The organism is Arenimonas sp., assembly GCF_041913985.1.
Lineage (GTDB): Bacteria > Pseudomonadota > Gammaproteobacteria > Xanthomonadales > Xanthomonadaceae > Arenimonas.
In genome coordinates, this window is sequence record NZ_JAYSEG010000023.1 from 16422 (window position 1) to 42558 (window position 26137).

Consider the following 26137-nt stretch of genomic DNA (forward strand, 5'->3'; position numbering starts at 1 on the left):
CCCGACGCTCTTCGCCAAAAGCGTCGGGGCTGAAGCCCCTCCTACAGAAGCCGGCGCACGGCCAAGCCGCGCACCGGTATCCGGTCAGTTGGCCGGCGCGGCCTCGGCCTGCGGCTTCACGAAGCGCAGGGTCATGCGGTCGCTTTCGCCGATGGCGGCGTACTTGGCCTTGTCGGCTTCTTCGTGGTTGTTGCTCGGCGGCAGGGTCCACACGCCGTTCGGGTGGTCCTTGGTGTCGGCCGGGTTGGCGTTGATCTCGCTCTTTTCCTCGAGCACGAAACCGGCGGCGGTGGCCAGGCCGACCACGTAGTCCTCCGGCAGGTAGCCCGAGGTCTTCACTTCCTCCAGCGTCTTGCCGGCGGCCGCGCGGTGTTCCACGACGCCCAGCACGCCGCCCGGGCGCAGCACGTCGAAGAAGGCCTTGAACATGGCGGCTTCGTTGCCGGCCATGACCCAGTTGTGCACGTTGCGGAAGGTCAGCACCACGTCGGCCGAGCCCGGCTCGCCCATGACGGGCGCGGTCGGATCGATCTCGACCAGGGTGGCGTTGCCGTAGACGTCGGCGCGCGCCGCCAGCTTCTCGCGCAGCTTGGCGTTGGCGTTGGCGTAGTACTGCTGGGCGCGCTCGTTACCCGACTTCGCCGGGTCGTTGATGATGCCCACGTAGCGGCCCTTGCCCTGGGCCAGCGGCGCCAGGATCTCCGTGTACCAGCCGCCGCCGGGGCTGATTTCCACCACCGTCTGGCTGGGGCCCACGCCGAAGAAGGCCAGGGTCTCGCGCGGGTGGCGGAAGCCGTCGCGGGCGCTGTTGGCGGGGTCGCGCCAGTCGCCGGCGAGGATGGCGTCCATCGGGTCGGTCTGGGCGTCGCGGTCGGCGCTGGCGCTGGCGTCGGCGGCGTCGGCGGTGTCCGCCGCGGTGTCGGCGGCCGGGGTCGTGGCTTCCTCGGAAGCCGGGCTGCAGGCAGCCAGCGCAAGGGTCGTGGCGAAGGCGAGGGCGAGCGGGGTGCGGCGCATGCGGGGCTCCGGTGGCGGGCAGGGATGTGAAGGGCGCCAAGCTAGCACAGCCGGGCGTCAAGGCCGGGTTGATAGGCCCCGCCTATCGCTTGCATCCAAAACATTCATTTCAGCTGAACAGGGCCGCGGTCCAGACTGTGAAGACTTCCCGTCCCAACCACGCCAGGAGAGCGCCATGTCCAACGAATCCAAATGCCCGGTCCACCACATTGGGATGGGCAAGGGCCCGCGAAACCTCGACTGGTGGCCGAACCAGCTCGACCTCTCGCAGCTGCACGCGCACTCGTCGAAGGGCAACCCGCTGGGCGCCGACTTCGACTACCGCAAGGAATTCCAGAAGCTCGACCTCGACGCGGTCATGGCCGACCTCAAGGCCCTGATGACCGACTCGCAGGACTGGTGGCCGGCCGACTACGGCAACTACGGCGGCCTGATGGTGCGCCTCACCTGGCACGCCGCGGGCACCTACCGCATCCATGACGGCCGCGGTGGCGCCGGCACCGGCGACCAGCGCTTCGCCCCGCTCAACAGCTGGCCCGACAACGGCAACCTCGACAAGGCCCGCCGCCTGCTCTGGCCGATCAAGAAGAAGTACGGCAAGAAGCTCAGCTGGGCCGACCTGCTCGTGCTCGCCGGCAACGCCGCGATGGAGGGCATGGGCTTCAAGACCTTCGGCTTCGCCGGCGGCCGCGCCGACGTGTGGGAGCCGAACGTCGTCGACTGGGGCCCGGAGAAGGAGTGGCTGGCCACCAGCGAGAAGCCGGGCAGCCGCTACAGCGGCGAGCGCGACCTGGCCAACCCGCTGGCCGCCGTGCAGATGGGCCTGATCTACGTGAACCCGGAAGGCCCGGACGGCAAGCCCGACCCGCTGGCCTCGGCGCGTGACATCCGCGAAACCTTCGCGCGCATGGCCATGAACGACGAGGAGACCGTGGCGCTCACCGCCGGCGGCCACACCTTCGGCAAGGCGCATGGCGCCGGCGACGCCGCCAAGGTGGGCGCCGAGCCGGAAGGCGCCGACATCGCCGAGCAGGGCTTCGGCTGGATCTCCACCCACGGCAGCGGCAAGGGCAACGACACCATCACCTCGGGCATCGAGGGTTCCTGGACCCCGAACCCGATCCAGTGGGACAACGGCTACTTCGACGTGCTGTTCGGCTACGAGTGGGAGCTGGTGAAGAGCCCCGCCGGAGCCTGGCAGTGGCACCCGAAGAACCTCAAGCCCGAGCACCACGCGCCGTCGGCCCATGACCCGTCGAAGAAGGTCACCGTCATGATGACCACCGCCGACATGGCCATGCGCATGGACCCGGCCTACGAGAAGATCTCGCGCCGCTTCCACCAGAATCCGGCCGAGTTCGCCGACGCCTTCGCCCGCGCCTGGTTCAAGCTGACCCACCGCGACATGGGCCCGCGCTCGCGTTACCTGGGCAAGCTGGCGCCGAAGGAAGTGCTGATCTGGCAGGACCCGGTGCCCGACGTCGACCACCCGCTGGTGGACGCCAACGACGTGGCCGCGCTCAAGGCCAAGGTGCTGGCTTCGGGCCTCACCACGCAGCAGCTGGTGGCCACCGCCTGGGCCTCGGCCTCGACCTTCCGCGGCAGCGACAAGCGCGGCGGCGCCAACGGCGCGCGCATCCGCCTGGCCCCGCAGAAGGACTGGGAAGCCAACCAGCCGGCGCAGCTGGCCAAGGTGCTCGGCGTGCTCGAGGGCATCCAGAAGGACTTCAACGCCTCCGCCACCGGCGGCAAGAAGGTCTCGCTGGCCGACCTGATCGTCATCGCCGGCAACGCGGCGGTGGAGGACGCGGCGAAGAAGGCCGGCGTCAACGTGACCGTGCCCTTCCACCCGGGCCGCACCGACGCCAGCCAGGAGCACACCGACGTCGATTCCTTCGCGGTGCTCGAGCCCAAGGCCGACGGCTTCCGCAACTACGCCGCCAAGGGCGTGGAAGGCCTGGCCGAGCGCCTGATCGACAAGGCCGCCCTGCTCACGCTGACCGCCCCGGAGATGACCGTGCTCATCGGCGGCCTGCGCGCGCTGGACGCCAACGTCGGTGGCGCGAAGCACGGCGTGTTCACCGACCGCCCGGGCGTGCTGAGCAACGACTTCTTCGTGAACCTGCTCGACATGGGCACGAAGTGGGCGCGCTCGGCCGGCGACCAGAACGTGCTCGAGGGCCGCGACCGCAAGACCGGCGCGCTCAAGTGGACGGGCACCGTGGTCGACCTGGTGTTCGGCTCGAACTCGCAGCTGCGCGCCATCGCCGAGGTATATGCCGAGTCGGATTCGAAGGAGAAGTTCGTCAACGACTTCGTCGCCGCCTGGACCAAGGTGATGGAAGCCGACCGCTTCGACCTCCACGCCTGACCGCTGCAAACGAAAACCCCACCCGGTCGCATGACCGGGTGGGGTTTTTTGTTGGCAAAACCGCTCTTACAAGGAAGCCAGGGCGGCGTTGAAGGTGGCGCTGGGGCGCATGGCGGCCGAGACCTTGGCCGGGTCCGGGCGGTAGTAGCCGCCGATGTCCACCGGCTTGCCCTGCACGGCCAGCAGTTCGGCCACGATCTTCTGCTCGTTATCGGCCAGCGCCTTCGCCAGCGGCGCGAACTTCGCCTTCAGGCCCGCGTCCTCGTCCTGCGTGGCCAGGGCCTGGGCCCAGTACAGCGCCAGGTAGAAGTGGCTGCCGCGGTTGTCGAGGCCGCCGACCTTGCGCGAGGGGCCGCGGTCTTCGTCCAGGATGCGGCCGTTGGCCAGGTCGAGCGCCTTGGCAAGGGCCGGCGCGGCGGAGTTGAGCCAGCGCTCGCTCACGTGCTCGAGCGAAGCCGCCAGCGCCAGGAATTCACCCAGCGAATCCCAGCGCAGGTAGTCCTCGGCCACGAACTGCTGCACGTGCTTGGGCGCCGAACCGCCGGCGCCGGTTTCGAACAGGCCGCCGCCGGCCATCAGCGGCACGATCGACAGCATCTTGGCGCTGGTGCCCAGTTCCATGATCGGGAACAGGTCGGTGAGGTAGTCGCGCAGCACGTTGCCGGTGACCGAGATGGTGTCGAGGCCGGCGCGGATGCGCTGCAGCGACAGCTTCATGGCATCCACCGGCGGCAGGATGCGGATGTCCAGGGCGGAGGTGTCGTAGTCCTTCAGGTAACGCTCGACCTTCGCGATCATCTGCGCGTCGTGGGCGCGGGCCGGGTCGAGCCAGAACACCGCCGGGGTGGCGCTCAGGCGCGCGCGGGTGACGGCCAGCTTCACCCAGTCCTGCACCGGCGCGTCCTTGGTCTGGCACATGCGCCAGATGTCGCCGGCTTCCACCGCGTGTTCGAACACCACGGCGCCATTCGCGTCGGTCACGCGCACGGTGCCGTCCACCGGCGCCTGGAAGGTCTTGTCGTGCGAGCCGTATTCCTCGGCCTTCTGCGCCATCAGGCCGACGTTGGGCACGCTGCCCATGGTGGCCGGGTCGAAGGCGCCGTTGGCCTTGCAGTCGTCGATCACCACTTGGTAGATGCCGGCGTAGCAGCGGTCGGGGATGACGGCCTTGGCGTCCTGCAGCTCGCCCCTGGCGTTCCACATGCCGCCGGAGTCGCGGATCATGGCCGGCATGGAGGCATCCACGATCACGTCGCTGGGCACGTGCAGGTTGGTGATGCCCTTGTCGGAGTTCACCATCGCCAGCGCCGGGCGGGTGGCGTACAGCGCGTCGATGTCGGCCTTGATGGCGGCCTGGGTGGCCTCGGGCAGCGCGCCGATGCGGGCGTAGAGGTCGCCGATGCCGTTGTTGGCGTCGAAGCCCACCTGCTCCAGCGCCGCGGCGTGCTTCTCCAGCACCTCGCGGTAGAACTCGCCCACCACCACGCCGAACATGATCGGGTCGGAGACCTTCATCATGGTGGCCTTGAGGTGCAGCGAGAACAGCACGCCCTGCTCGCGCGCGTCGGCGATCTGGGCGGCGATGAACGAGGCCAGCGCGCGGCGGCGCATGACCGAGGCGTCGACGATCTCGCCGGCCTTCACCTTCACCGAGTCCTTCAGCACGCGGGTGCTGCCGTCCTTTCCGACGAGCTCGATGCGCAGGCTGCCGGCTTCGGCCAGCGTGGCCGAACGCTCGCTGCCGTAGAAGTCGCCGTCGTCCATGTGCGCCACGTGCGACTTCGACGCGGCCGACCACTTGCCCATCTTGTGCGGGTGCTTGCGGGCGTAGGCCTTCACCGACTTGGGCGCGCGGCGGTCGGAATTGCCCTCGCGCAGCACCGGGTTCACGGCGCTGCCCATGGCCTTGCCATAGCGCGCCCTGGTGTCGGCCTCGGCGGCGTCCTTCGGCTCGTCCGGGTAGTCCGGCAGCGGGTAGCCCTGGGCCTGCAGTTCCTTGATGGCCGCCTTCATCTGCGGCACCGAGGCGCTGATGTTGGGCAGCTTGATGATGTTGGCTTCCGGCTGCTTGGCCAGTTCGCCCAGCTCGGCCAGGTGGTCGCCGATGCGCTGGTCCTCGCGCAGGCGGTCCGGGAACTGCGCCAGGATGCGCCCGGCCAGCGAGATGTCGCGCGTCTCGACGGCGATGCCGGCGGCGCCGGCGAAGGCCTGCACGATCGGCAGCAGCGACTGCGTGGCGAGGAAGGGCGCTTCGTCGGTGAGCGTGTAGATGATCTTGGGCGTATCGGACATGGACGTCGTCTCGTGAAAAACACCGGCCATTGTCGCGTTTCCGCCGCCCCCGGGCAAAACACGCCGGCGGGATGGATCAGTGCGCGGGCGTAGGGTCGGCGGGCGCCGGCGCGGCGGGCCAGTCGGCCGGCGTCAGCGGCGCCAGGCCGTGCGCCAGGCGGCCCTTGTCGCACTGCGGGCTGTGGCGGCCGAACTCCCAGGAAGGCTCCACCGCGCGGCACACCGAAGGCCGCCGTGGGTAGATGCCGCAGTGCCCGTCCACGCCGATGGTGCCGCGCAGGGCCACGCAGCGTGGATTGGCGCCGTCGGTGCCGCGCATGGCCAGTTCGTGCCGGCGCAGCGGCACCACCAGCTCGGCGGGTGGGCCTTCGGGGTTGTCGGGCTGGGCTTCCGACCAGTGGAAGGAGACGCGGAAGGTGGCGCAGCAGGCACCGCAGCGGACGCAGGGGTGGCTCATCGGGGCGCGGGGTCGTCGAAAGACGGGGTCGGGCCATCGCAGCGCGACGTTGCCGTCGCGCCGGGAAGGAGTGGGGGTTTATTCGATGCGGAAGTTGCGGGTTTCGGCGACGCGGTCGTTCACCGCGATCTCGACCCGGTAGTCACCGGCCGGCCAGGGTTCCGGCTGCGACAGGCGGAAGCTGGCCACGGTGGGCGCCTGCGGGGCCAGGTCCTGGCGGGCCTGGGCCACTTCGCTGCCGTCGGCGGCCAGCCAGCGCGCCGAGAGCACCAGGCCCGGGCTGCTGCCCACGCCCACCACCGCCAGGTGCAGGGTGTCGGTGGGCTTGAACAGGTCCTTGGGCGCCGGCACGCGGCCTTCTTCGTCGACGGCCGTGCCCAGTTCCACCGCCACCACGCGGAAGTCGCCGGTGGGCAGGGGCGGCTGTTCGGCGGCCGCCTCGTCGGTGGCTTCCGCGGCCGGCTCCGGCGGTGCCGCGGCCGTGGCGGGCGGCTCGGCCTCGCCGCCGCAAGCGGCGAGCAGGAGCATCGTCAGCAGGGCGGTCGGCAGGGTCGGGCGCATGGGCGGGTCCGGTTACTGGCGGTTGGTGCGCGGGTTGCCCGGCAGGGGCAGGCCCGGGGTGGCCCGGAACGGGTTGATGTCCAGGCCGCCGCGGCGGGTGTAACGAGCGTACACCGCCAGGCGGGTGGGCGCGCACTGGCGCAGGATGTCCATGAAGATGCGCTCGACGCAGCTTTCGTGGAAGTCGCTGTGCTGGCGGTAGCTCACCAGGTAGCGCAGCAGGCCGTCGCGGGCGATGCGCGGGCCGGCGTAGCGGATCTGCACGCTGGCCCAGTCGGGCTGGCCGGTGACCGGGCAGTTCGACTTGAGCAGGTGCGACACCAGCACCTCGTCGGCCTTGAGTTCGGGGTCGGAAGAAAGGAACTCGGGCTTCGGCGGGCCGTAGTGGCTGATTTCCACCGGCAGGTCGTCGATGGAGTCGCCCTCGAGGTTTTCGATCAGCGCGGCATTGCTGGAGCCGGCCGGCGTGAGCACCACGCTCACCGGCGCGCCGGCGGCGGCCGAGAGGTCGGCCACGAGCTGGGCGCGCAGGCTGTCGGCGTCGGCGAAACGCGCCATGGCGCAGCTGCCGAGGTAGAGCTTGAGGCTCTTGGACTCGATCAGGTTCGGCGACGCCGCCGGCACCCGCAGTTCGGCCAGGGCCACGCGCGGCTTGCCGCGGCTGTCGAGCCAGCTCAGCTCGTAGGCATTCCAGAAATCCACGCCCACGAACGGCAGCTCGTCGCCGATGCCCAGCGCTTCACGCTGGCCGGCACGGGGAATGGGGAACAGCAGGTTCGGGTCGTAGTCGGCGTTGTAGCTGACCGGCTTGCCCAGCAGGCTCGATTCGGGGGACGTCATCCTCCCATTCTCCCACAAGAAAATTGGGCTCAGAGTACTAATTCGCCTTCCGGCGAATTAGTACTCTGACCCCTGTTCTTCGGGTTCCTGGCGCGTTTACTCGATGTGAAGGTAGTCGAGGGCGACCTGCAGCATGGCGCGGGTGCCCACCTTCAGGGCCTGCTCGTCCAGGAAGAACTCGGGCGAGTGGTTGGACGGGGCCTTCAGGGCGTCCTGGCCGGCCGGGGTGGCGCCGACGAAGAAGAAGAAGCCGGGCACCTCGTTGGCGTAGAAGCTGAAGTCCTCGGCGCCCATGGTCAGGTCCATCTCCACCACGTTGCGGGCGCCCACCGCTTTTTCCAGGCTGGGCAGCACGCGCGCGGTCAGGCCCGGGTGGTTCACCGTCACCGGGTTGCCCTTGGTGTCGGGCACCTGCGCCACCACGGTGGCGCCATGCGCGGCGGCCACCTTCTCGGCCACGTTCTTGAGGTCGGCGAACACCGCCTGGCGCATGCCTTCGTCGAAGGTGCGGATGGTGCCGATCAGCTCCACCTCGTCCGGGATGATGTTGTAGCGGATGCCGCCCTTGATGGCGCCGAAGCTCACCACCACCGGCAGCTTGGAAATGTTCTGGCGCCGGCTGACGATGGTCTGCGAGGTGTCGATGATGTCGGCCGCGGCGACGATCGGGTCCACGCCGCCCCAGGGGCGCGAGCCGTGCGTCTGCCGGCCCTTCACCACGATGTTGAAGCGGTCCGAGGCCGCCATCAGCGGGCCGCTGCGCCAGCCCACCTGGCCGGCGTTGAGCGTGCTGAACACGTGCAGGCCGAACACCGCCTCGGGCTTGAAGGCGTCGAAGATGCCCTGCGCGAGCATTTCCTCGGCGCCGCCTTCCTCGCCGTCCGGCGGGCCTTCCTCGGCCGGCTGGAAGACGAACAGCACCTCGCCCGGCAGCTCGGCCTTCATGCTGGCCAGCGCCTCGGCCACGCCCATCAGGATGCCGGTGTGGGCGTCGTGGCCGCAGGCATGCATCACGCCCACCGTTTCGCCGCGGAAGGTGGCGGTGGCCTTGGATTCGAAGGGCAGGCCGCTGCGTTCGGTGACGGGCAGCGCGTCCATGTCGGCGCGGATGGCGATGCGCGGGCCGGGCTTGCCGCCGCGCAGCACCGCGGTGACGCCGGTGGTGGCGATGCCGGTGCGCACGTCCTCGAGGCCGAGCGCGCGCAGGTGTTCGGCCACCAGGGCCGCGGTGCGGGTTTCGCGGTTGCCCAGCTCCGGGTGCTGGTGGATGTCGCGGCGCCAAGCCTGCACCTTGGCGTCGACCGTGGCGGCCAACGCCTCCACGTCGGTGGCCTGGGCGAAGGCGGGGCCGCAGAGCGCGGCGGACAGGGCGGCAGCAAGCAGCAGACGGCGCATCGGTATTCCCCTCGGATGGTGCCCCGATGCTAGCACCGCGTTGGCGTCATATCGCTTCTGTAGGAGCGGCTTCAGTCGCGACCGCCTTTCGCCGGAAAGCTGTCGCGGCTGAAGCCGCTCCTACAGGGCCGAGGGGCGAGGTGGGCGTATTGCGAGCGCGGCGGCCATCAGCGTGGCCAGCAGGCACCAACCGAGGTAGCGGAAGTCGGAGCTGGGGGCGAGCAGGAACAGCGGCAGGGCCAGCGCCCAGGCCGAGGCGGCGGTGGCCAGCACCAGGCCGTCACCGGCCGCGCGGCGCCAGGCGGCGAAGGCGGCAAGCGCCAGTGACGCCAGCAGGCAGGGCCAGGCGGCGAACAGCGGCGTGTCCACCAGTGCGTTGAGCGCCGGCTGCAGCCGCGCGTTCAGCGCGCCCGAGGGCGGCGCCACCGCCGGGTTGTCGCGCAGCGGCACGATGGTGGGCTGCAGTACCAAGTAGTCCGGATGCGCGTGTTGGCGCAGGCCCACCAGGTAGGCGGCCACTTCCGCGCGGTGGGCGAAGAAGGCACGCGGGTGCTGCAGCGGCAGCGCCAGCCAGGCCTCGCGCAGCGTCGCGAGCTGCGCCGGCGTGAACTCGTGGTAGCCCGGCAGCCGCAGCTGGCCCGAGGCGAAGCTGGGCACGTTCACGAAGGGCGAAAAATCGCGGCGCAGGTCGGCCGCGGTGAGGCCGGGCTCGATCCAGTCTTCCGGGAACAGCAGCTCGTCCTCGGCGATCGACACCGCGGCGATGTCCCACATCGCCACCACGGGCCACACCGGCGTGGCGCGCACGCCCGGCGCGGCGTTCAGGATCCACGACACGCCCTGCACCACGATGGCCATGTAAGCCGTCATCGCCAGCACGCGCCACGCGGGCCCCCGCCACTGCCGCCAAGCCACCCAGGCCAGCAGCGGCAGCGCCGCCGGCAGCGCGTTGAGCCGGAAGGCCACGCCCGCGCCAAGCACCAGCACCGCCGCGATGCGCAGCGAGTTCCGCGGCGTGCGCAGCTCGGCCGCCAGCAGCGCCACCGCCAGCGCGAAGCAGCCCATCATCCAGAGGTCTTTCCACAGGTGCGGCAGCAGCGCCAGCAGCGGCGGCCAGGCGCCGATGAAAACCACCGTGCCCACGCGCCGCCACGCGCCGCCGCCCAGCGCCTGCGCGAACGCGGCCAGCGCCGCCCACCACAGCGTGGCCTGCAGCAGCAGCATGCCGCCCGGGTCGGGCAGCACCAGGCGCGAGAGCTGCCACACGCGCACCATCACCGGCGGATGCGCCGGGTCGAGTTCGCCGCTGCGCGCCTGCCACCACTGCCAGGCCGAATCCCAGCTCAGGTAACCCGGCCAGAAGGCCAGCAGCGTGAGCCCCAGCCCCGCCAGCGCCGCCAGCCAGGGCGCCGCGCGGTTCACGGCCGGTGCTCGCGCGCCAGGTATTCGGCGCTGCGCATCTCGATCAGGCGCGAAGCGGTGCGCTCGAAGTCATGCCGCAGCTTCTCGCCGGCGTACAGCCACAGCGGCTCGGCGGCGGCGCTGATCAGCAGGTTCACGTTGCGGTCGTAAAGCTCGTCCACCAGGTGCACGAAGCGGCGCGCGGCGTTGTCGTGGGCCACATCCAGCACCGGCACGTTCGAGAGCAGCACGGTGTGGAAGTCGCGGGCGATCTCGATGTAGTCGGCCGCCGCGCGCGGGCCTTCGCACAGCGCGGAAAAGTCGAACCAGGCGATGCCCTCGGCCAGCGCGCGCGCCGGGATGGGCCGGCCGTTCACCGCCAGCGGGCCGGCCTCGCGCGGGCAGTCGGCGGCCAGGCGGGCGAAGTGTTCGGCCAGGCCGCGCTCGGCCTCGGGGCCCAGCGGCGTGAGGTAGGTTTCGGCGCGGGTGAGCTGGCGCAGGCGGTAGTCCTGCGGGCTGTCGAGGTGCACCACGCGGCAGTGCGTTTCGAGCAGGGCGATGGCGGGCAGGAAGCGCGCGCGCTGCAGGCCGTCGCGGTACAGGTTCTTCGGCTCGGTGTTCGAGGTGGTCACCAGCGCCACGCCGCGCGCGAACAGGCGCTCGAGCAGGCGGCCCAGGATCATCGCGTCGGCGATGTCGGTGACGAAGAACTCGTCGAGCACCAGCAGCCGCAGCTCGTCGGCCAGGCCGTCGGCCACCACCGCCACGGTGTCGGCGGTGTCGTCGGGCAGGGCCTGGATGCGCGCGTGCACTTCCACCATGAAGCGGTGGAAATGCCAGCGCCGGCGCGGCAGGCCGTCGAGCTGGTCGAAGAGCAGGTCGTTGAGGAAGGTCTTGCCGCGGCCCACGCCGCCCCACAGGTACAGGCCGTGCACCGGCGCGTCGGCGCCGCCGAGCCCGAGCCAGCGCTTCCACGCCGGCGCGGTGGCGCGCGCGCGCAGCTCGCGGTGGATACGGTCGAGTTCGGCCAGGGCCGGCTGCTGGGCCGGGTCGTGCTGCCAGCGGCCGGCGGCGACGCCGGCGGCATAGGCCACGGACGGCGGCGCGCCCGCCGCGGTTTCAGCCATGGCGCGGCGGCGGCAGGTTCTTGCGCACGCCGTTCTTGATCGCCCCGCGCAGGTCCATCAGGCGCCGGTGGAAGAAGTGGCTGGTGTCGGGCATGCGCACCAGCGACGGCTTGTCGTGCAGGCCGTCGATCCAGTCGTAGACCTTCTGCGGGTCGACGATCTCGTCGGCCTCGGGCATCACCACCAGCCAGGGGCAGGCCGGCGGCATCACGCTGGCGAAGTCGCGCAGGCCCACCGGCGGCGCCAGCGAGATCATCTGCTTCACCGGCAGCTGGCGCGCGCCCTGCAGGGCCACCCAGCTGCCGAAGGAGAAGCCGGCCAGCCACAGCGCGTCGTCGGGGCGCTGCTGGCGCACCCAGGCGGCCACGGCCAGCAGGTCGAGCGTTTCGCCGCGGCCGTTGTCGAAGCTGCCCTCGGACTGGCCCACGCCGCGGAAGTTGAAACGCACCGCCGCCAGGCCCAGCTCGCTCAGGGCGCGGGCGGCCATGGTGACCACCTTGTTGTGCAGGGTGCCGCCGTCGGGCGGGTTCGGGTGGCAGACGATGGCCACGCCGGCGCGTTCCTGGCCCGGCTCGGGCAGGTCCACCATCAGTTCGAGGCGGCCGGCCGGCCCGGCGATGTAGAGCGGGCCGGAGTCGGTCGGGAAGGCGGGCACGGCGTCCATGCGCGGATGATAGCCCTTAGCGCGCCAGGTCGAGGCCGAGCAGCAGCGGGTCGTGGTCGGAGGCGCGCCAGGGGTCGCCGTCCGGGTCCAGGCGGTAGTCGAACAGGCCGGCCTCGTCGGCGTTGGCGTGCCATTCGGCGGCGCCGCGCAGGCGCGGGGCCAGGCCCGGGTCGAGCAGGGCGTGGTCCAGGCGCGCCGACAGGCCGGCGAACACGAAGGAATACGGCCGCTCGAGCTTGGCCAGGGCGAAGGCGTCCTGCCAGCCCTGGGCGCGCAGCAGGCGCAGCGGGTCTTCCTGGGCGTGGGCGTTGAGGTCGCCGATGACCAGGTGGCCCACCGGCTTCGTGCCGGTCGGGTCGCCGGCCAGCCAGGCGTGCAGGCGCTCGGCCGACTCCACCCGGGTGGCGTTGAAGCAGGCCTGGCCGTCGCCGGCGTCGGCGTCGGCGCCGGTGGCCTCGTCGCAGCCACCCTTGCTCTTGAAGTGGTTGGCGGCCACCACGAACACCGGGCCGCTGCCGGCGCGGAAGGCCTGCGCCAGCGGCGCGCGGCTGCGGTCGCGGAAGGGGCCGTCGGCCAGCGTGGCCGGGCGGCCCACCGGGGTGAAGCGGCTGGCGCGGTAGATCAGGCCGACGCGGATCGGATTCGTGCCCGGGCCCTCGCCGGCGTCCACGAAGCGCCAGTCGGTATGCGGGCCGGCGGCATTGAGCGCGGCCACGAACTGCGCCAGCGACGATTCCCTGCCGAAGCCGTCGTTCTCCAGCTCCATCAGCGCCGCCAGGTCGGGCTGCAGCGCCTGCACGGTGGCCACCAGCTTGGCCTGCTGGCGCTGGTAGTCCTCGCGGGTGGCGGCACCGCGCGCGGTGGGGAAGCCGCCGCCGCGGCCGTCGCCGTTGAACAGGTTGAGCAGGTTGAAACCGGCGATGCGGCGGTCGCCCTGCACCTCGGGCGCGGGCGGGCGCGGGGCCTGTTCGACCCGGGCGATCTCCTCGGTCAGCTGAAGGCGGTAGCTGCCGAAGCGCTGGTCGAGCACGCCGGCCACGCCGTGCAGGGTGCTGCCCACGCGCAGCGGGTTGGCGTCGTCCTGGCCCTCGGCGAGGAACCAGGGCGTGCCCGGATCCTGGGCGCGGCGGCCATCGTCCAGGCGCAGCATCAGGCGGGCGTTTTCGGCGGCGATGGCCTGGGCGGCGGCGCCCGGCGGCGCCAGCTCGGTGGGGGCGAACAGGCGGCCGCCGAAGCTCACCTGCAGCTCGCCGTAGCGGCCCAGCGCGTCGTTGCCGGTCACGGTGAGCGGCGTGGCGATGGCCAGGCGCATGCCTTCGTAGCGCTCCCAGTCGGCGGCGGCGGCCGGCGCGGTTTCCAGCACGAGCGTGGTGGGCTTGCCGCCCTGGCCCAGCATCTCGACCTGGATGGGTTCGAGCGTGGTCAGCGTGGCCGAGCCGTCGCCGACTTCCCGCACGGTGCCGGTGGCGCGCACGCGGTCGCCCTGGCGCAGGCGCGGCCGGGCGTCGGCGGGGCGGGCCAGGAACAGGCCCTCGGAGGTGGCCGGGTCGGCGTCGGGCGTTTCCGACTGCAGGAACACGCCGCCCAGGCCGCCGAACGAAAACGCCACCACGCCTTCCACCGTGGCCACGCGGCCCTCGAGCGGGCTGCGTTCGCCGCTGCCCTGCACCTGGGCGATGGCGACCGTACCCGCGGCGCCGTCGGGCGGCGCGGCGTTGGCGGGCCCTGCCCCGGGCGGCGCGCAGGCGGTGAGCAGCAGCGGGGTCATCAGCAGGGGCAGGCGGCGCATTTCAGGACTCCGGAAACGAAGACGCCGCCCGGAGGCGGCGTCGACGGAAGGGCGTGGGCCCAAGCTTACTTCAGGTTGTCGACCATCCACTGCACGGTGGCGATGACCTGCTCGTCGCTGAGGTTGGGGTTGCCGCCCTTGGCCGGCATGACGCCCGCGGCGCCCTGGAAGCCGTTGATGGCGTGGGTGTTGAGGGTGTCCATGCCCTGGGCGATGCGGGCCGCCCAGGCGGCCTTCTCGAGCTTGGGCGCGCCGGCGGCACCGGCCGTGTGGCAGGCGCTGCACAGGTTGGAATAGATGACCGAGCCGTCCAGGGTGCCGTCGTAGGCCACCTGGCCGGCGCTGGCGGCGGCGGCCGCGGCGGCGGCCGCGGCCTGGGCGGCGGCGCCGGTGGAGCCGGCGTACACGGCGCCCACCGGGCGCACGCGCTCGGCCATGGCGCGCTCGGCCACCGGGTTCGGTTCCGGTTCCTGCTGGCCGTTGATGTACAGGCCGAGCAGGATGAGGGCCACCGTCAGGCCGATCAGGAAGACGATGACCATCGAGAAGTGCTTGAGGAAAACCAGGTCGTGGTTGCGCACGGGATGTCCTGACAGAGGGCCGGGGCCCTGTGGATAAGAAGACCGCGATTATATCGGCCCCTTCCCGCCCAAGGAAGGCGCGGCGCCGGGCCTTCCTTCACGCGGGCCTCCCGTTGCATTCTGGGCCCTGACACGCCGGCCCCACAGGGGGGGACAGGCAGACGATGCGCTTCCAGCCGCTGGCTTTCCTGCAGGACGCGGCCCCGGGCCGGGCCGGCCGCTGGGCCGTGTTCGCCCTGCTCGCCATGCTGGCCTGGCTGGGCTTCGAGCAACTGTCGTCGCAGCTGTGGTTCCTGCCCGCGGGCCTGCGCCTGGCCCTGCTGTGGCTGGTGCCCACGCGGCGCTGGGGTTGGCTGGCGGCCTCGGAAATCGTCGGCCAGGCCGTCAAGTCGCTGGTGCTGGGCTTCGACCTGCTCTCGCTCACCTTCCTGGCAGTGGGCGTGGCGCCCTGGTTCATCTACGCGGCGGTGGTGTACCTGCTGCGCGGCAGCCGGCCGCTGGCCAGCCTCGACAGCCCCACCCGCATGCTGCTGTTCGTGCTGGCCGGCCTGCTGGGCGCGGCGGGCGTGTCGCCGCTGCTGTGGATGTTCCTGGTCACCTACGAAATGAGCGTGGCCGACACCCTGGCCAGCATGTTCCGCTTCATGTACGGCGACCTGATCGGCCAGCTGGTGCTGGCGCCGCTGCTGGTGGCGCTGGCGCACGGCGCCCTGCTGCGGCAGTGGCGGCCCGGCCTGTGGCGCGACCTGGGCGCGGTGGTGCTGGGCGCGCTGGCCATCTTCCTGCTGCTGCAGGCCTACGCCGACCTGGCCATCTACGTGCTGCTGCTGGCCTTCGCGCCGCTGTTCTTCCTGGGCTTCCGGCACGGCTGGGAAGGCGGCGCGCTGGGCACCACCACGCTGGGCGTGGTGATCCAGGCGCTGGTGGCGGGCGGCGTGCTCACGGTGGACGTGACCATGCTGCAGCTGGTGCTGGCGGTGGTGGGCGGCGGCGCGCTGGTGCTGGGCGCGGCCAGCACCGCGCTGCGCGAAAGCCACAAGGCGCTGGCGCTGCGGCACGCCGAGCTGGCCGCCAAGACCGAGGAACTGGGCGCGCTGGCCGGCGAACTGCGCCTGGTCAGCCAGCGCCTGGTTCGCCTGGAAGAGCAGGGCCAGCGCGAACTGGCCAACGAACTCGAATACGAACTCGGCCATGCCATCCACGCGCTGGGCACGCGCATCAGCCTGGCCTTCCGCGAGGTGCGCGACGAGCAGGGCACGCGGTTCCTGGAATCGCTGCGCGAGCAGGTGCGCGAGATCCAGGACAGCCTGCGCCGCGCCCTGCGCCAGCTGCGGCCGCCCCAGCTCGACACCCACGGCCTGCGCCAGGCGCTGGAAAACGGACCGCTGCGCGAGATGCTCGACGACAGTGGCGTGGTGTTCGAAGCCAGCTTCGAAGGCCCCGCGGACGCACTGGGCGAAGACGCGCGCACCGCGGTCTACCGCATCTGCCAGGCGGCGGTGCGCGAAGCGGTGCGGCTGGAAATGGTGCGCCGCTTCGCGCTGCGGCTGGCGGTGTCGCCGGCCGAGGGCGGCGGCCACGCGGTGGCGCTGGGCCTGGACCTGGAGTTCTCGCCCTACGCCCAGCACGTGCCGCCGCCGCAGCCGGTGCCGGGCATTTCCGACCGCGTGCTGGCCGAGCACGGCAGTTACGACATCGAACCGATCGTGCACGGCCACCGGCACGAGGTGCGGTTCACCGCCAGTGCCTGAAAAACCGCGCCGCCCGGGGGCGGCGCGGCCGGTGCTTCAGAACACCCAGTTCAGGCGCGCGTAGTAGAAGGCGCCGTTGAAGCCGAAGGGCGTGTTGCCCACCGCGTACGGGAAGATGCCCGAGTTCGAGTTCGGCGGGATCACCTCGTCCGGGTAGGCGTCGGTGAGGTTGTCGGCGCCCAGGGTGGCGGTCAGGCCGTGGGCGAAGCGGTAGCTCACCGCGGCGTCGAGCACCACTTCGCGGCCGAAGGTCTGGTCCAGCGCCGGGTTGGTGTTGTACGTGGTGTATTCGCCGTAGGCGGTGGCGCCGACGCGGAAGCTCCAGGCCTCGCGGTTGTAGTCCAGGCCCACCACCAGCTTGTCCTTGGGCGAACCCACGGTGACGCGGCCGATCTCGGCCCGGCCGATGCGGGTCAGGCCCAGTGCCACCTGGTCCAGCACGTCGGGGTTGGGCGCGATGCGGGTGATGTCGGTTTCGTTGTAGTTCGCGCCGATGGTGAGGTTGAGCTCGCCGCCGCCCAGGTCCCAGCGATGGCTGCTGACCAGGTCGACGCCGCGGGTGCGGGTGTCGATGGCGTTGGTGAAGTAGCGGCCGCCGTCGGTCTGCGGGAAGCCGTTGGCCGCCAGGAAGGCGCGCACGGCCGGGCCGCGCAGTTCTTCCGAGAGGATGATGCGGTCGTCGATGTCGATCTGGTAGGCGTCGAGCGTGACGTTCCAGTCGGGCGTGAACTGCAGGCCCAGGCCCAGGCTCAGGCTGGTCGATTCCTCGGCCTTCAGCGGCTCGGCGCCCAGGGCGATGGCCACCGGGTCGTCCACCGGGAAGGTGCGGATGTCGAAGGGCACGCCGGCCACGAACACCGTGGCGGTGGTGGAGTAGTACTGCTGGGCCAGCGTGGGCGCGCGGAAGCCGGTGCTCACGGTGCCGCGCAGCGACACCACGTCGTTGAAGACGTAGCGGCCCGAGAGCTTGCCCGAGGTGGCGTCGCCGAAATCGCTGTAGTCCTCGTAGCGCACGGCGGCGCTGGCGGAGAAGTTGTCGGTGAGGTCGGCCTCGAGTTCGCCGTACACCGCCCGGCTGTCGCGCGAAACGTCGAGCGCGTTCGCCGGCCGGAAGCCCGGGAACACCTGCGAGCCGCTGCCGAAATAGCTGGCCGGCTCGCCGGCGGTGATGGCGTAGGTTTCCTCCTTCGCCTCGATGCCGGTGGAGAAGGTGACCGGGTAGGCCAGGCCCCAGTCGAAGTCCTTGCTCAGGTCGAGGTTGGCCACCACCTGGCCCGCCTCGAGCCGGCCGGCGAAGAATTCCGTCGGGCTCGTGGGGCCGAGGTCCACGTTGAGGCTGTTGGCCACGTGGTAGTCGAACTCGTTGCGGCCCCAGCCCAGGCTGGCGTCCCAGCGCCATCCGCCGGCCGATTCGCCGCGCACGCCGGCGTTGAAGCTCTTGTCGGCCGACTCGGAAACGATCAGCGGCAGGTAGCCGTCGGGGTAGATGGAAAGGATGTTGCGGGCATCGAGCGCGCGCCGGTAGAAGCCGCCCGCCTCGCCGTCGCGCAGCGACAGGTTGCCGAAGGCGTAGAGCTCGGCGCCGCCCAGCTGGCCGCCGGCGTTGAAGAAGAACAGGCGGTCCTGCACGTCGGCGTCGCCGAAGCGGTGGTTGAGGCGGTCGAACGTGGCCTCGCGCGGGTCGGGCTGGCCGCCCACCAGCGGGTACTGCTGGCGCGGGTCCAGGCCGGCGCGGTTGGTGGGGCCGCGGTCGCGGTATTCGGCGGCCAGGGCGATGTACAGGCGCTCGTCGCCGACGGCGTTGAAGGCGCCCAGGTCCACCAGTTCGCCGTCGCCTTCCTTGTGCTCGCCGTAACGCGCGTCGAGGCTGCCCTCGGCGCCCGCGCCCTTGAGCACGATGTTGATGACGCCGGCGATGGCGTCGGAGCCGTACTGCGCCGCGGCGCCGTCGCGCAGCACTTCGATGCGGGCGATGGCGTTGGCCGGGATGGCGTTGAGGTCCACCGGCGAACTGCCGCGGCCGACGCTGCCGTTGAGGTTGAGCACGGCGCTGCGGTGGCGGCGCTTGCCGTTCACCAGCACCAGGGTCTGGTCGGGCGCCAGGCCGCGCAGCTGCGCGGGGCGCACGTGGTCGGTGCCGTCGGTGATGGTGGCGCGCGGGAAGTTGTACGAGGGGATCAGCCGGGCCAGGGCCTGGTTGATCTCGGTCGAGCCCTGGCGCTGCACCTCGGTGGCGTCGAGCACGTCGATGGGCGAGAGCGACTCGGCCACGGTGCGGTCGGTGCGGCGGGTGCCGGTGACGATGATGGCGTCGAGCACGGCGGTGTCGTCGGCCGCGGCTTCTTCGGTGGGTTCGTCGGCGGGGGGAGCGTCCTGGGCCGCGGCCAGCGGCGTGGCCAGGGCCAGCGCGATGGCCACGAGCAGCGGCGAACGGCGGAACGTTGAAGCGGGGGTGCGGGGCGATACGTTCATCGGGGTTCCTTCTTCTGGAGGTGACCGACACGACGACGTTGCCCGGGTTCCGGAGTGCGAAGGCAGCGCCGTCGCGGTCCGGGGGCTAATGGCTCAGCCGTGTGTCCCTTTCCGCGCAGGCAAGACGCAACAGACCTGGCAACAGGTCGGGGCGGCGCTCGCGGAGGCGGTGCGGAGGTTCATGGCAAGCCGAGCATGCCGCCCGCCGCGAGGCCCTGTCAAAGCACGTGGATGCAACGGTGAAACACGCCATGCGGCCCCAATGGGCATTCCGGCGGGAACGATTCATGTTGCGCAAGTCACCGCCCGCAATAGAAAAAACGGCGCGTCGGTGGGGCCGATAACCGAATCCGAACATCCGCTTCAGTCTTCGTTTGGACAGCGCCCGACAACCTCGGCCCCGCAGTACCCCCCCAACGTTCGCAAGGAGACAAACCCCCATGAACGCTCTCAAGGCTTCCCTGCTCGCCACCGCCATCGCCCTGGGCTTCGGCGCCGCCACCGCCCAGGCCGAAGACGCCCCCCGCACCGCCGGCCAGGCCATCGACGACGCCACCATCACCGCTTCGGTGAAGGCCAAGCTGCTGGCCGACGACCGCACCAAGGGCTTCGACGTGAACGTGGACACCCGCAACGGCATCGTCACCCTGAAGGGCGGCGCCGATTCGCAGGCCGCGAAACTGGCCGCCGGCCAGCTCGCCGGCCAGGCCGAAGGCGTGGTGCTGGTGAAGAACGAGCTCATCGTCGCCACCCCCGACACCGAGGCGCGCCAGGACGCCAACACCGCCACGCTCTCGGGCGAGGTGCGCGAGAAGATGGACGAGGCCGGCGACGGCATCGACGACGCCTGGATCACCAGCAAGGTGAAGACCCAGCTGCTGGCCGACGACCAGGTGAAGGGCACGCAGATCAACGTGGACACCAAGGGCAACGTGGTCACGCTGACCGGCACCGCGCCCAGCGCCGAGGCCCGCGCCAAGGCGATCGAACTGGCCAAGGCCACCCGCGGCGTGCGCGGCGTGGTGGCGGCCCAGCTGCGCGTGGCCAGGGAATAAGCCACGCGCCACCCGCCATGTCAGAGTGGACGGGAGCGGCCGGGCCTTCGGGTCCGGCCGTTTTCGTTGGCGACGGCGCCCGCCGTGCGACACTGCGGCCAGCCCACCGGGAGCCACCGCATGCGCCTTGCCGCCACCGCCGCCCTGCTGCTGGCCCTGTCGCCGGCCTTCGCCGCGCCGCCCGCCACCCTGCGCGTGGACATCCAGCACGGCGGCGACGCCAACACCGAACACTTCGCGCTCGAGCGCGTGCTGGTGGAAGCCCTGCCCTGGCCGGGTAACCCCGCGCGCCCCATCGACGACAGCAACCGCGGCGTGAACCAGGTTCGCGTGCTCGACGCCGAAACCGGCCAGCTGCTGTATTCGCGCGGCTACAGCACCGTGTTCGCCGAATGGCGCAGCACCGCCGAGGCCGCCACGGTGCAGCGCAGCTTCCAGGAATCGCTGCGTTTCCCGATGCCGGGAAAACCCGTCACCGTGCAGGTGCTGGCGCGCGACGCCGCCAATGCCTTCCAGCCCGTGTGGCAGGTGCGCGTGGACCCGGCCGCGCTGGACGTGGAGCGCGCACCCGCGAAGGCGCCGGCCGAGCCCATCGCCATCCGCCGCAGCGGCGAACCGGCCGACAAGGTGGACCTGCTGATCCTGGGCGACGGTTACGCCGCCGGCGAGCTGGGCAAGTTCGAGGCCGACGCGCGCCGCCTGGCCGACCATCTCTTCAGCGTGTCGCCCTTCAAGGAGCGCGCCGCGGATTTCAACGTGTGGGCGCTCACCGTGCCGCTGCCGGAAAGCGGCGTCAGCCGGCCGTCCACCGGCCAGCACCGCGCCAGCGCCACCGGCCTGCGCTACGACATCTTCGGCAGCGAGCGCTACGCGCTCACGCTCGACAACCGCGCCTGGCGCGACCTGGCCCAGCACGCGCCCTACGACGTGGTGGAAATCCTGTTCAACAGCGAAACCTACGGCGGTGGCGGCATCTTCGGGCAGTTCAGCACCGCCGCGGCGGGCAACGACTGGGCCGACTACCTGTTCGTGCACGAATTCGGCCACCACTTCGCCGGCCTCGCCGACGAGTACTACACCTCGCCAGTGGCCTATGAGTCCGGCGGCGAACGGCCCGAGCCCTGGGAGCCCAACGCCACCGCCGACCCGCATGGCGGCAAGTGGAAGCACCTGGTGAGCCCGGCCACGCCGCTGCCCACGCCCTGGCCCAAGGCCGCGTTCGAGGACTTCCAGCGCAAGAACCAGGCCCGCCGCGCCGAACTGCGCGCCCAGCGCCGCCCGGAAAGCGAAATGAGCCAGCTCTTCCGCGACGAACAGGCCTTCGTGCAGGACCTGTTCGAAGGCCAGCCCCACGCCGGCGCCGTAGGCGCCTTCGAAGGCGCCAACTACCAGGCCACCGGCTACTACCGCCCGCAGATGAACTGCCTGATGTTCACCCGCAGCGACGCGTTCTGCGATGTGTGCCAGGAGGCGGTGACGCAGATCATCGACCTCTACTCCCGCCCCACCCCGACCCTGTAGGAGCGGCTTCAGCCGCGACCGCCACCGCCAAAGCAACTAGTCAGGTGCCGAAGATGAGATCGCTTCTGGTTCCATTCATTGCGCTCCTTGCGATTGGTTGCTCCAAGGCCGCCGAGGCACCAGACCCGGAGGCGGTCTCGCGCTGGCTCATGTCAGAGTGCCCAATGTCATTCCGCGAGGTGCGGGATAATGGGAAGCTGGCCACCGTGCCTTTCATCGGGCCGGCGCACGTGGCCAGGATCGACATTGCGCCCAAGCTTCGTCCCGGGGCCGATCCCGCCTTGCTCGTGACGCTCACGAGCCAGGGCGAAGAGCGGATGCTGAGGTTCACCTCGAGCAACAAGGGGCGCGCCATGGCTACGTTCTGCGGGGATGTCGAGATCTACCGGGCAACCATCCTGGCGCCATTCGGAAATCATTTCAGGGTGGCCATGAGCCTGCCGAACGACACTCGACAGTCAACCCAGTAAGACGAGGGAGATGCGGCTGGCCATAAGGGGCAGGCAGCGGGGAAGGTGTAATGTTGGGTAAAACCGCGGGAGGGCAGTGATGAAGCCGAATCGTGAGTCTCGTCAGGCAGCGGCCGAGGACACCAATCATCTCGCCGTCCTCATCGACGCCGACAACGCCCAGCCTTCCGTCATCGAAGGCCTGCTGGCCGAGGTGGCGAAGTTCGGCGTGGCCAGCGTGAAGCGCATCTACGGCGACTTCACCTCGCAGCGGCTGCAGGGCTGGAAGCAGGTGCTGCTCAAGCATTCCATCCACCCGGTGCAGCAGTTCGCCTACACCTCGGGCAAGAACGCCACCGACAGTTCGCTCATCATCGACGCGATGGACCTGATGTACACCGGCCGCTTCGACGGCTTCTGCCTGGTGTCGAGCGACAGCGACTTCACCCGCCTGGCCCAGCGCCTGCGCGAAACCGGCCTCACCGTGTACGGCTTCGGCGAGCGCAAGACGCCCGACCCGTTCGTGCAGGCCTGCGACAAGTTCATCTACACCGAAGTGCTGCGGCAGGAGGCGGTGGAGGCGGAGAAGCCCGAGCCTTCGAAGCCGGCCGGCAAGGCGGCAACCAAAGCCGCGGCCAAGGCGGTCGCCGCGCCGCCCGCCGCCGACAAGCCCAAGCCCGCCCAGCACGCGCCGCGCAAGCTGCTCAACCAGGCCATCGAGGAAGCCAGCGACGAGGAAGGCTGGGCGCACCTGGGCGCGGTGGGCAGCTACCTCAACAAGCTGCGCTCCGACTTCGACCCGCGGCTCTACGGCCACCGCAAGCTCAGCGACCTGTTCAAGGCGCATCCGAAGTGGTTCGAGCTGAAGGAAGTGGCCAGCAGTGCGGGTGGCAAGGATCTGTATGTGCGGGCGAAGGATTGAAGGGCTTCGCGGCTGAAGCCGCTCCTACAGAGGCGGTTTTCAGCCCTTGGGCGATTCGCGCGGGCGCCAGAGATCCACGGCGAAGTCGCTCTCGTAGGGCGGCACGTTGCACTCGATCACGTCGTCGGGGGCGATCTTCATCGTGATGCCCACGATGTCGGCGCGCATGGGCATACGGTAGCGCTGGCGGTCCACCAGCACGGCGGCGTGCACGTGGGCGGGCTTCTGGGTGGCCAGCCACTCGAACACGCGCATCAGTGAATAACCCTGGTAGAGCACGTCGTCCACCACGATCACGCGGCGGTTCATCAGGTTCACGCCGGCCGGGGCCTCGAGCGCGGTTTCCGGATGCAGAAGCTCCAGGTTGTCGGCGTAGCGCTTCACCTTCAGGTCGAGCCGGCTGATCTCGGCCCAGGGCGCGTGCACGCGGATTCGGGCCAGCAGGCGGTCGGCCAGCGGCGCGCCGCGGCGAAGCATGCCCAGCAGCACGGTGGGCGTGGCGTCGAGCAATGCGGCGGCCTGGCGCGCCATGTCGTCGATCACCAGCTCGAGCTCGACTTCCGAATACAGGCGAAAACGATCGGCGGGCATGGCGGTCTCCGGCGGCGGTGGCCGGCCTAGCCTAGCCGGTTTGCGAAGCCGCGGCGCACCCAACTTTCGTCGAGGCCCATGCGCCGGCAGGCGTGCTGGGCCGGGCCGTCGCGCAGGCCGGCGCGGAACAGCGGCGCCAGGGCCGACAGCGCCCGCGCGCCCACCGCGGCCTGCAGCCGCTGGCGGGGCGTGCGCTGCAGCCGGGCTTCGGCCCAGCCGGGCAGCAGGGCGGCGCCGGCGCCCAGGAACACGTCGCGCGACAGACCGGGCAGCGGCACCGGCAGGCGCATCGTGGCCAGCACCTCCAGCACGGCGCGAGAGCGGTCGGTGAAGGCGAGCTCGCCCTGCACGCCCTCGAAATACGCGGCCACTTCCGTCTCGGTGCCCGGCACGTCGCGCGCGCCGAGCGCTTCGGCCACCACGCGGGTTTCGTCGTAGTAGCGGTCGGCGTCGGCCGCGGGTACCGGGCCGGCGTAGCGGCGGTAGCCCTGCAGGAAGCCGTAGGCCTCGGTCACGTGCACCCAGGTGAGCAGGGCCGGGTCGTCGGCGGAATAGGCGCGGCCGTCCTCGGTGGTGCCGCGCACCTTCGAATGGATGCGGCGAACGCGCTCCACCAGGCGCAGGGCCTCGGCGCGCGGTGCGTAGCTGGTGCCGGCCACGAAGTGCGTGGTGCGGCGCAGCCGGCCCACCAGGTCCTGGCGGAAGTTCGAGTGGTCCCACACGCCGGCCAGCGCGGCCGGGTGCAGGGTTTGCAGCATCAGCGCGCACAGCCCGCCGGAGAGCATGCCGGCGAAATCGGCGTGTACCTGCCAGGTGGCGCTGTCGGGCGCGAACAGGCCCGGGTCGTGAGCCGGGCTGTCGTAGTCAATGCCGCTTTCGCCGCGCGGGAAGGCGCGTAGCACCCAGGTCTGCAGCGGGCGGGAGAGGGCGGAAGGCATGGCGCGCAGTGTTGGGCGCCTGCCGTGAAGGGGCGGTGGTGCCGGGCCGCGGCCGTCCGTCGGAAAGCGCCCCGCGCCCGTGGCGAAGGCTCCGCGGCAAAGTTAGTGTCACGTCCGCCGGCGAAAATCCGACGGCACTCTGGGGAGAGCTCTTACATGAACTTCAAGAAGAACGGACTTCTGTCCGCGCTGCTGCTGTGCCCTGCGCTGGCCCACGCCGGTGTCTGGATCAACGAGATCCACTACGACAACGCCGGCACCGACGTTGGCGAACGCATCGAGGTCACCGGCGACGCGGGGACGTCGCTGGCGGGCTGGTCGCTGCACCTGTACAACGGCGCCGACCGAAAGGTTTACGCCACCCGCAGCCTGTCCGGCACGCTGGGCAGCACCTGCGGCGCCTATGGCTTCGCCAGCGTGGACGTAGCCGGCGCGCAGAACGGCGCGCCCGATGGCGTGGCGCTGGTGAACGCCAGCGGCACGGTCGTGCAGTTCCTGAGCTACGAAGGCAGCTTCAAGGGCGCCGACGGCCCCGCCCGCAACAAGACGTCGGTGAACATCGGCGTCTCCGAGACCGAGGCCACCGCGGTGGGCCATTCGCTGCAGCTCAAGGGCACGGGCACCGCCTACGCCAACTTCATCTGGGCGGCGGCCTCGGCCAGCAGCTTCGGCACCTGCAACGCGGGCCAGAACTTCCCCGTGCCCGACACCGCGCCCACCGTCACGGCCACCTCGCCGGCGAACGGCAGCTCGGCCGTCGCGCTCGACGCCAACCTGAGCATCACGTTCTCGGAACCGGTGAGCCTGCAGGCCGGCGCCATCACCCTGGGCTGTGACACCAGCGGCAACGTGGCGCTGGCCGTCAGCGGCGGCCCGACCACCTTCAGCGCCGACCCGCAGGCCACGCTCGCGGGCCTGGAGGACTGCCTGGTGGACGTGGTGGCCAGCAAGGTGAGCGACCTAGACGGCGTGGCCACCCCGATGGCGGCCAGCTACAGCTTCGTCTTCACCACGGCTTCGGTGCCGGGCAACGACTACTACTCGTCGGCCAACGCCAGCAGTCCCAGCGCCCTGCGCGCCAGCCTGCACGCCATCATCGACGACCACCAGCGCTTCCCGTACAGCTCCAGCACCGGCACCGACACCTGGGACGTGCTCGAGTTCGCCGACGAAGACCCGCTGGACCCGAACCGCATCCTCGACGTGTACCGCAACGCCAGCTACCAGAAGTACAACGCCGGCAATACCGAGTACAACCGCGAGCACACCTGGCCCAAGAGCTACGGCTTCACCAACGACACCAGCACCAACTACCCGTACACCGACACGCACATGCTGTTCCTGTCGGATTCGGGCTACAACAGCTCGCGCAACAACAAGCCCTATGCCGACTGCATCACCGGCTGCACCGAGAAGGTGACCCTGGCCCACAACGGCGAGGGCGGCGGCAGCGGCGTGTTCCCGGGCAACTCCAACTGGTACGACACCACCTACTGGCAGACCTGGGGCGACCGCAAGGGCGACGTGGCGCGCGCGCTGCTGTACATGGACGTGCGCTACGAAGGTGGCACCCACGGCGTCACCGGCTCGGCCGAGCCCAACCTCATCCTCACCGACGACCCGGGCCTGATCCAGGCTTCATCCAGCAACCTCGGCGTGGCCTACATGGGCCGCCTGGCCGACCTGCTGCGCTGGCACGCCGAGGATCCGGTGGACGACAAGGAGCGCCTGCGCAACGAAGCCGTGTACTCGTATCAGGGCAACCGCAACCCGTTCATCGACCACCCCGAGTGGGTGGCCTGCGTGTTCCAGAACCAGTGCAACTGACTCCGCTGCACTGACGGAGCGAAGGATCGGGCCCGGGCGACCGGGCCCGATCTGTTCCTGCCTTGCGAATTTTGCAGGAGCGGCTTCAGCCGCGAAGCTTTTCGCGAGAAGCTTCGCGG

21 protein-coding genes are annotated in these 26137 nt (G+C 70.8%); 7 read left to right on the forward strand and 14 right to left on the reverse strand.

The window, feature by feature from the left end; translation table 11 throughout:
* Nucleotides 1-84 precede the first annotated feature (84 nt).
* On the reverse strand, nt 85-1014 hold the full coding sequence (locus tag ACE3Q2_RS09205) for a class I SAM-dependent methyltransferase (protein WP_231696296.1): 930 nt from the start codon (nt 1012-1014) through the stop codon (nt 85-87).
* Nucleotides 1015-1189: 175 nt separating this feature from the next.
* On the opposite strand from ACE3Q2_RS09205, the gene katG reads away from it, so the two are divergent.
* Nucleotides 1190-3385: a catalase/peroxidase HPI gene (gene katG, locus ACE3Q2_RS09210; RefSeq protein ID WP_374473826.1), complete on the forward strand. Its 2196-nt coding sequence runs from the start codon at nt 1190-1192 to the stop codon at nt 3383-3385.
* A gap of 66 nt (nt 3386-3451) precedes the next feature.
* On the opposite strand, the gene ACE3Q2_RS09215 is transcribed toward katG, so the two are convergent.
* From ACE3Q2_RS09215 to ACE3Q2_RS09260, 10 genes are all read right to left on the reverse strand, one after another.
* On the reverse strand, nt 3452-5677 hold the full coding sequence (locus tag ACE3Q2_RS09215) for an NADP-dependent isocitrate dehydrogenase (protein ID WP_374473827.1): 2226 nt from the start codon (nt 5675-5677) through the stop codon (nt 3452-3454).
* 76 nt (nt 5678-5753) lie between these two features.
* Nucleotides 5754-6134, reverse strand: a complete 381-nt coding sequence (locus ACE3Q2_RS09220) for a YkgJ family cysteine cluster protein (protein ID WP_374473828.1) — start codon at nt 6132-6134, stop codon at nt 5754-5756.
* Nucleotides 6135-6212: 78 nt separating this feature from the next.
* The gene (locus tag ACE3Q2_RS09225; RefSeq protein WP_374473829.1) at nt 6213-6695 is read right to left on the reverse strand and encodes a hypothetical protein; all 483 of its coding nucleotides are present in this window, start codon (nt 6693-6695) and stop codon (nt 6213-6215) included.
* 12 nt (nt 6696-6707) lie between these two features.
* The gene (queF, locus tag ACE3Q2_RS09230; protein WP_231696301.1) at nt 6708-7535 is read right to left on the reverse strand and encodes an NADPH-dependent 7-cyano-7-deazaguanine reductase QueF; all 828 of its coding nucleotides are present in this window, start codon (nt 7533-7535) and stop codon (nt 6708-6710) included.
* Between the two features lie 96 nt (nt 7536-7631).
* Entirely contained in the window at nt 7632-8930 is a 1299-nt protein-coding gene (locus ACE3Q2_RS09235) for an amidohydrolase (protein WP_374473830.1), read from the reverse strand.
* A 120-nt stretch (nt 8931-9050) separates the two neighbouring features.
* Nucleotides 9051-10352 carry a hypothetical protein gene (locus ACE3Q2_RS09240; RefSeq protein ID WP_374473831.1) on the reverse strand — a complete coding sequence of 434 codons (1302 nt, stop codon included), beginning with the start codon at nt 10350-10352 and terminating at the stop codon, nt 9051-9053.
* Entirely contained in the window at nt 10349-11458 is a 1110-nt protein-coding gene (gene zapE, locus ACE3Q2_RS09245) for a cell division protein ZapE (protein ID WP_374473832.1), read from the reverse strand. Before zapE ends, ACE3Q2_RS09240 begins: the two co-directional genes overlap by 4 nt.
* Nucleotides 11451-12122 (reverse strand): alpha/beta fold hydrolase, encoded by a 672-nt coding sequence (locus tag ACE3Q2_RS09250; protein WP_231696307.1) that lies wholly within the window; start codon nt 12120-12122, stop codon nt 11451-11453. Before ACE3Q2_RS09250 ends, zapE begins: the two co-directional genes overlap by 8 nt.
* A gap of 16 nt (nt 12123-12138) precedes the next feature.
* The gene (locus ACE3Q2_RS09255) at nt 12139-13890 is read right to left on the reverse strand and encodes an ExeM/NucH family extracellular endonuclease (RefSeq protein ID WP_374473839.1); all 1752 of its coding nucleotides are present in this window, start codon (nt 13888-13890) and stop codon (nt 12139-12141) included.
* Between the two features lie 86 nt (nt 13891-13976).
* Nucleotides 13977-14492, reverse strand: a complete 516-nt coding sequence (locus ACE3Q2_RS09260; protein WP_231696309.1) for a c-type cytochrome — start codon at nt 14490-14492, stop codon at nt 13977-13979.
* 164 nt (nt 14493-14656) lie between these two features.
* Here ACE3Q2_RS09260 and ACE3Q2_RS09265 point away from each other — a divergent pair, with 164 nt between their 5' ends.
* Nucleotides 14657-16243: an MASE1 domain-containing protein gene (locus ACE3Q2_RS09265; RefSeq protein WP_374473833.1), complete on the forward strand. Its 1587-nt coding sequence runs from the start codon at nt 14657-14659 to the stop codon at nt 16241-16243.
* A 36-nt stretch (nt 16244-16279) separates the two neighbouring features.
* Here ACE3Q2_RS09265 and ACE3Q2_RS09270 read toward each other — a convergent pair whose 3' ends face one another.
* Nucleotides 16280-18715, reverse strand: a complete 2436-nt coding sequence (locus ACE3Q2_RS09270; protein WP_231696311.1) for a TonB-dependent receptor — start codon at nt 18713-18715, stop codon at nt 16280-16282.
* Between the two features lie 440 nt (nt 18716-19155).
* Between ACE3Q2_RS09270 and ACE3Q2_RS09275 the strand changes: the two genes are divergently transcribed.
* The 4 genes from ACE3Q2_RS09275 (at nt 19156) to ACE3Q2_RS09290 (ending at nt 22662) form a co-directional block, all read left to right on the forward strand.
* A complete protein-coding gene (locus ACE3Q2_RS09275; protein ID WP_231696312.1) occupies nt 19156-19770 on the forward strand; it encodes a BON domain-containing protein in 615 nt (204 codons plus the stop codon).
* A 120-nt stretch (nt 19771-19890) separates the two neighbouring features.
* Nucleotides 19891-21291, forward strand: coding sequence for a M64 family metallopeptidase (locus ACE3Q2_RS09280; RefSeq protein ID WP_374473834.1), 1401 nt, complete (start codon nt 19891-19893; stop codon nt 21289-21291).
* A gap of 53 nt (nt 21292-21344) precedes the next feature.
* Nucleotides 21345-21761 (forward strand): hypothetical protein, encoded by a 417-nt coding sequence (locus ACE3Q2_RS09285; RefSeq protein WP_374473835.1) that lies wholly within the window; start codon nt 21345-21347, stop codon nt 21759-21761.
* A gap of 79 nt (nt 21762-21840) precedes the next feature.
* Nucleotides 21841-22662: an NYN domain-containing protein gene (locus tag ACE3Q2_RS09290; protein ID WP_374473836.1), complete on the forward strand. Its 822-nt coding sequence runs from the start codon at nt 21841-21843 to the stop codon at nt 22660-22662.
* A 39-nt stretch (nt 22663-22701) separates the two neighbouring features.
* On the opposite strand, the gene ACE3Q2_RS09295 is transcribed toward ACE3Q2_RS09290, so the two are convergent.
* Nucleotides 22702-23253, reverse strand: a complete 552-nt coding sequence (locus ACE3Q2_RS09295) for a phosphoribosyltransferase family protein (RefSeq protein ID WP_231696315.1) — start codon at nt 23251-23253, stop codon at nt 22702-22704.
* Between the two features lie 26 nt (nt 23254-23279).
* Nucleotides 23280-24191 carry an oxygenase MpaB family protein gene (locus ACE3Q2_RS09300; RefSeq protein ID WP_374473837.1) on the reverse strand — a complete coding sequence of 304 codons (912 nt, stop codon included), beginning with the start codon at nt 24189-24191 and terminating at the stop codon, nt 23280-23282.
* Nucleotides 24192-24347: 156 nt separating this feature from the next.
* Here ACE3Q2_RS09300 and ACE3Q2_RS09305 point away from each other — a divergent pair, with 156 nt between their 5' ends.
* Nucleotides 24348-26018 (forward strand): endonuclease, encoded by a 1671-nt coding sequence (locus tag ACE3Q2_RS09305; RefSeq protein ID WP_374473838.1) that lies wholly within the window; start codon nt 24348-24350, stop codon nt 26016-26018.
* The last annotated feature ends 119 nt before the right edge of the window (nt 26019-26137 follow it).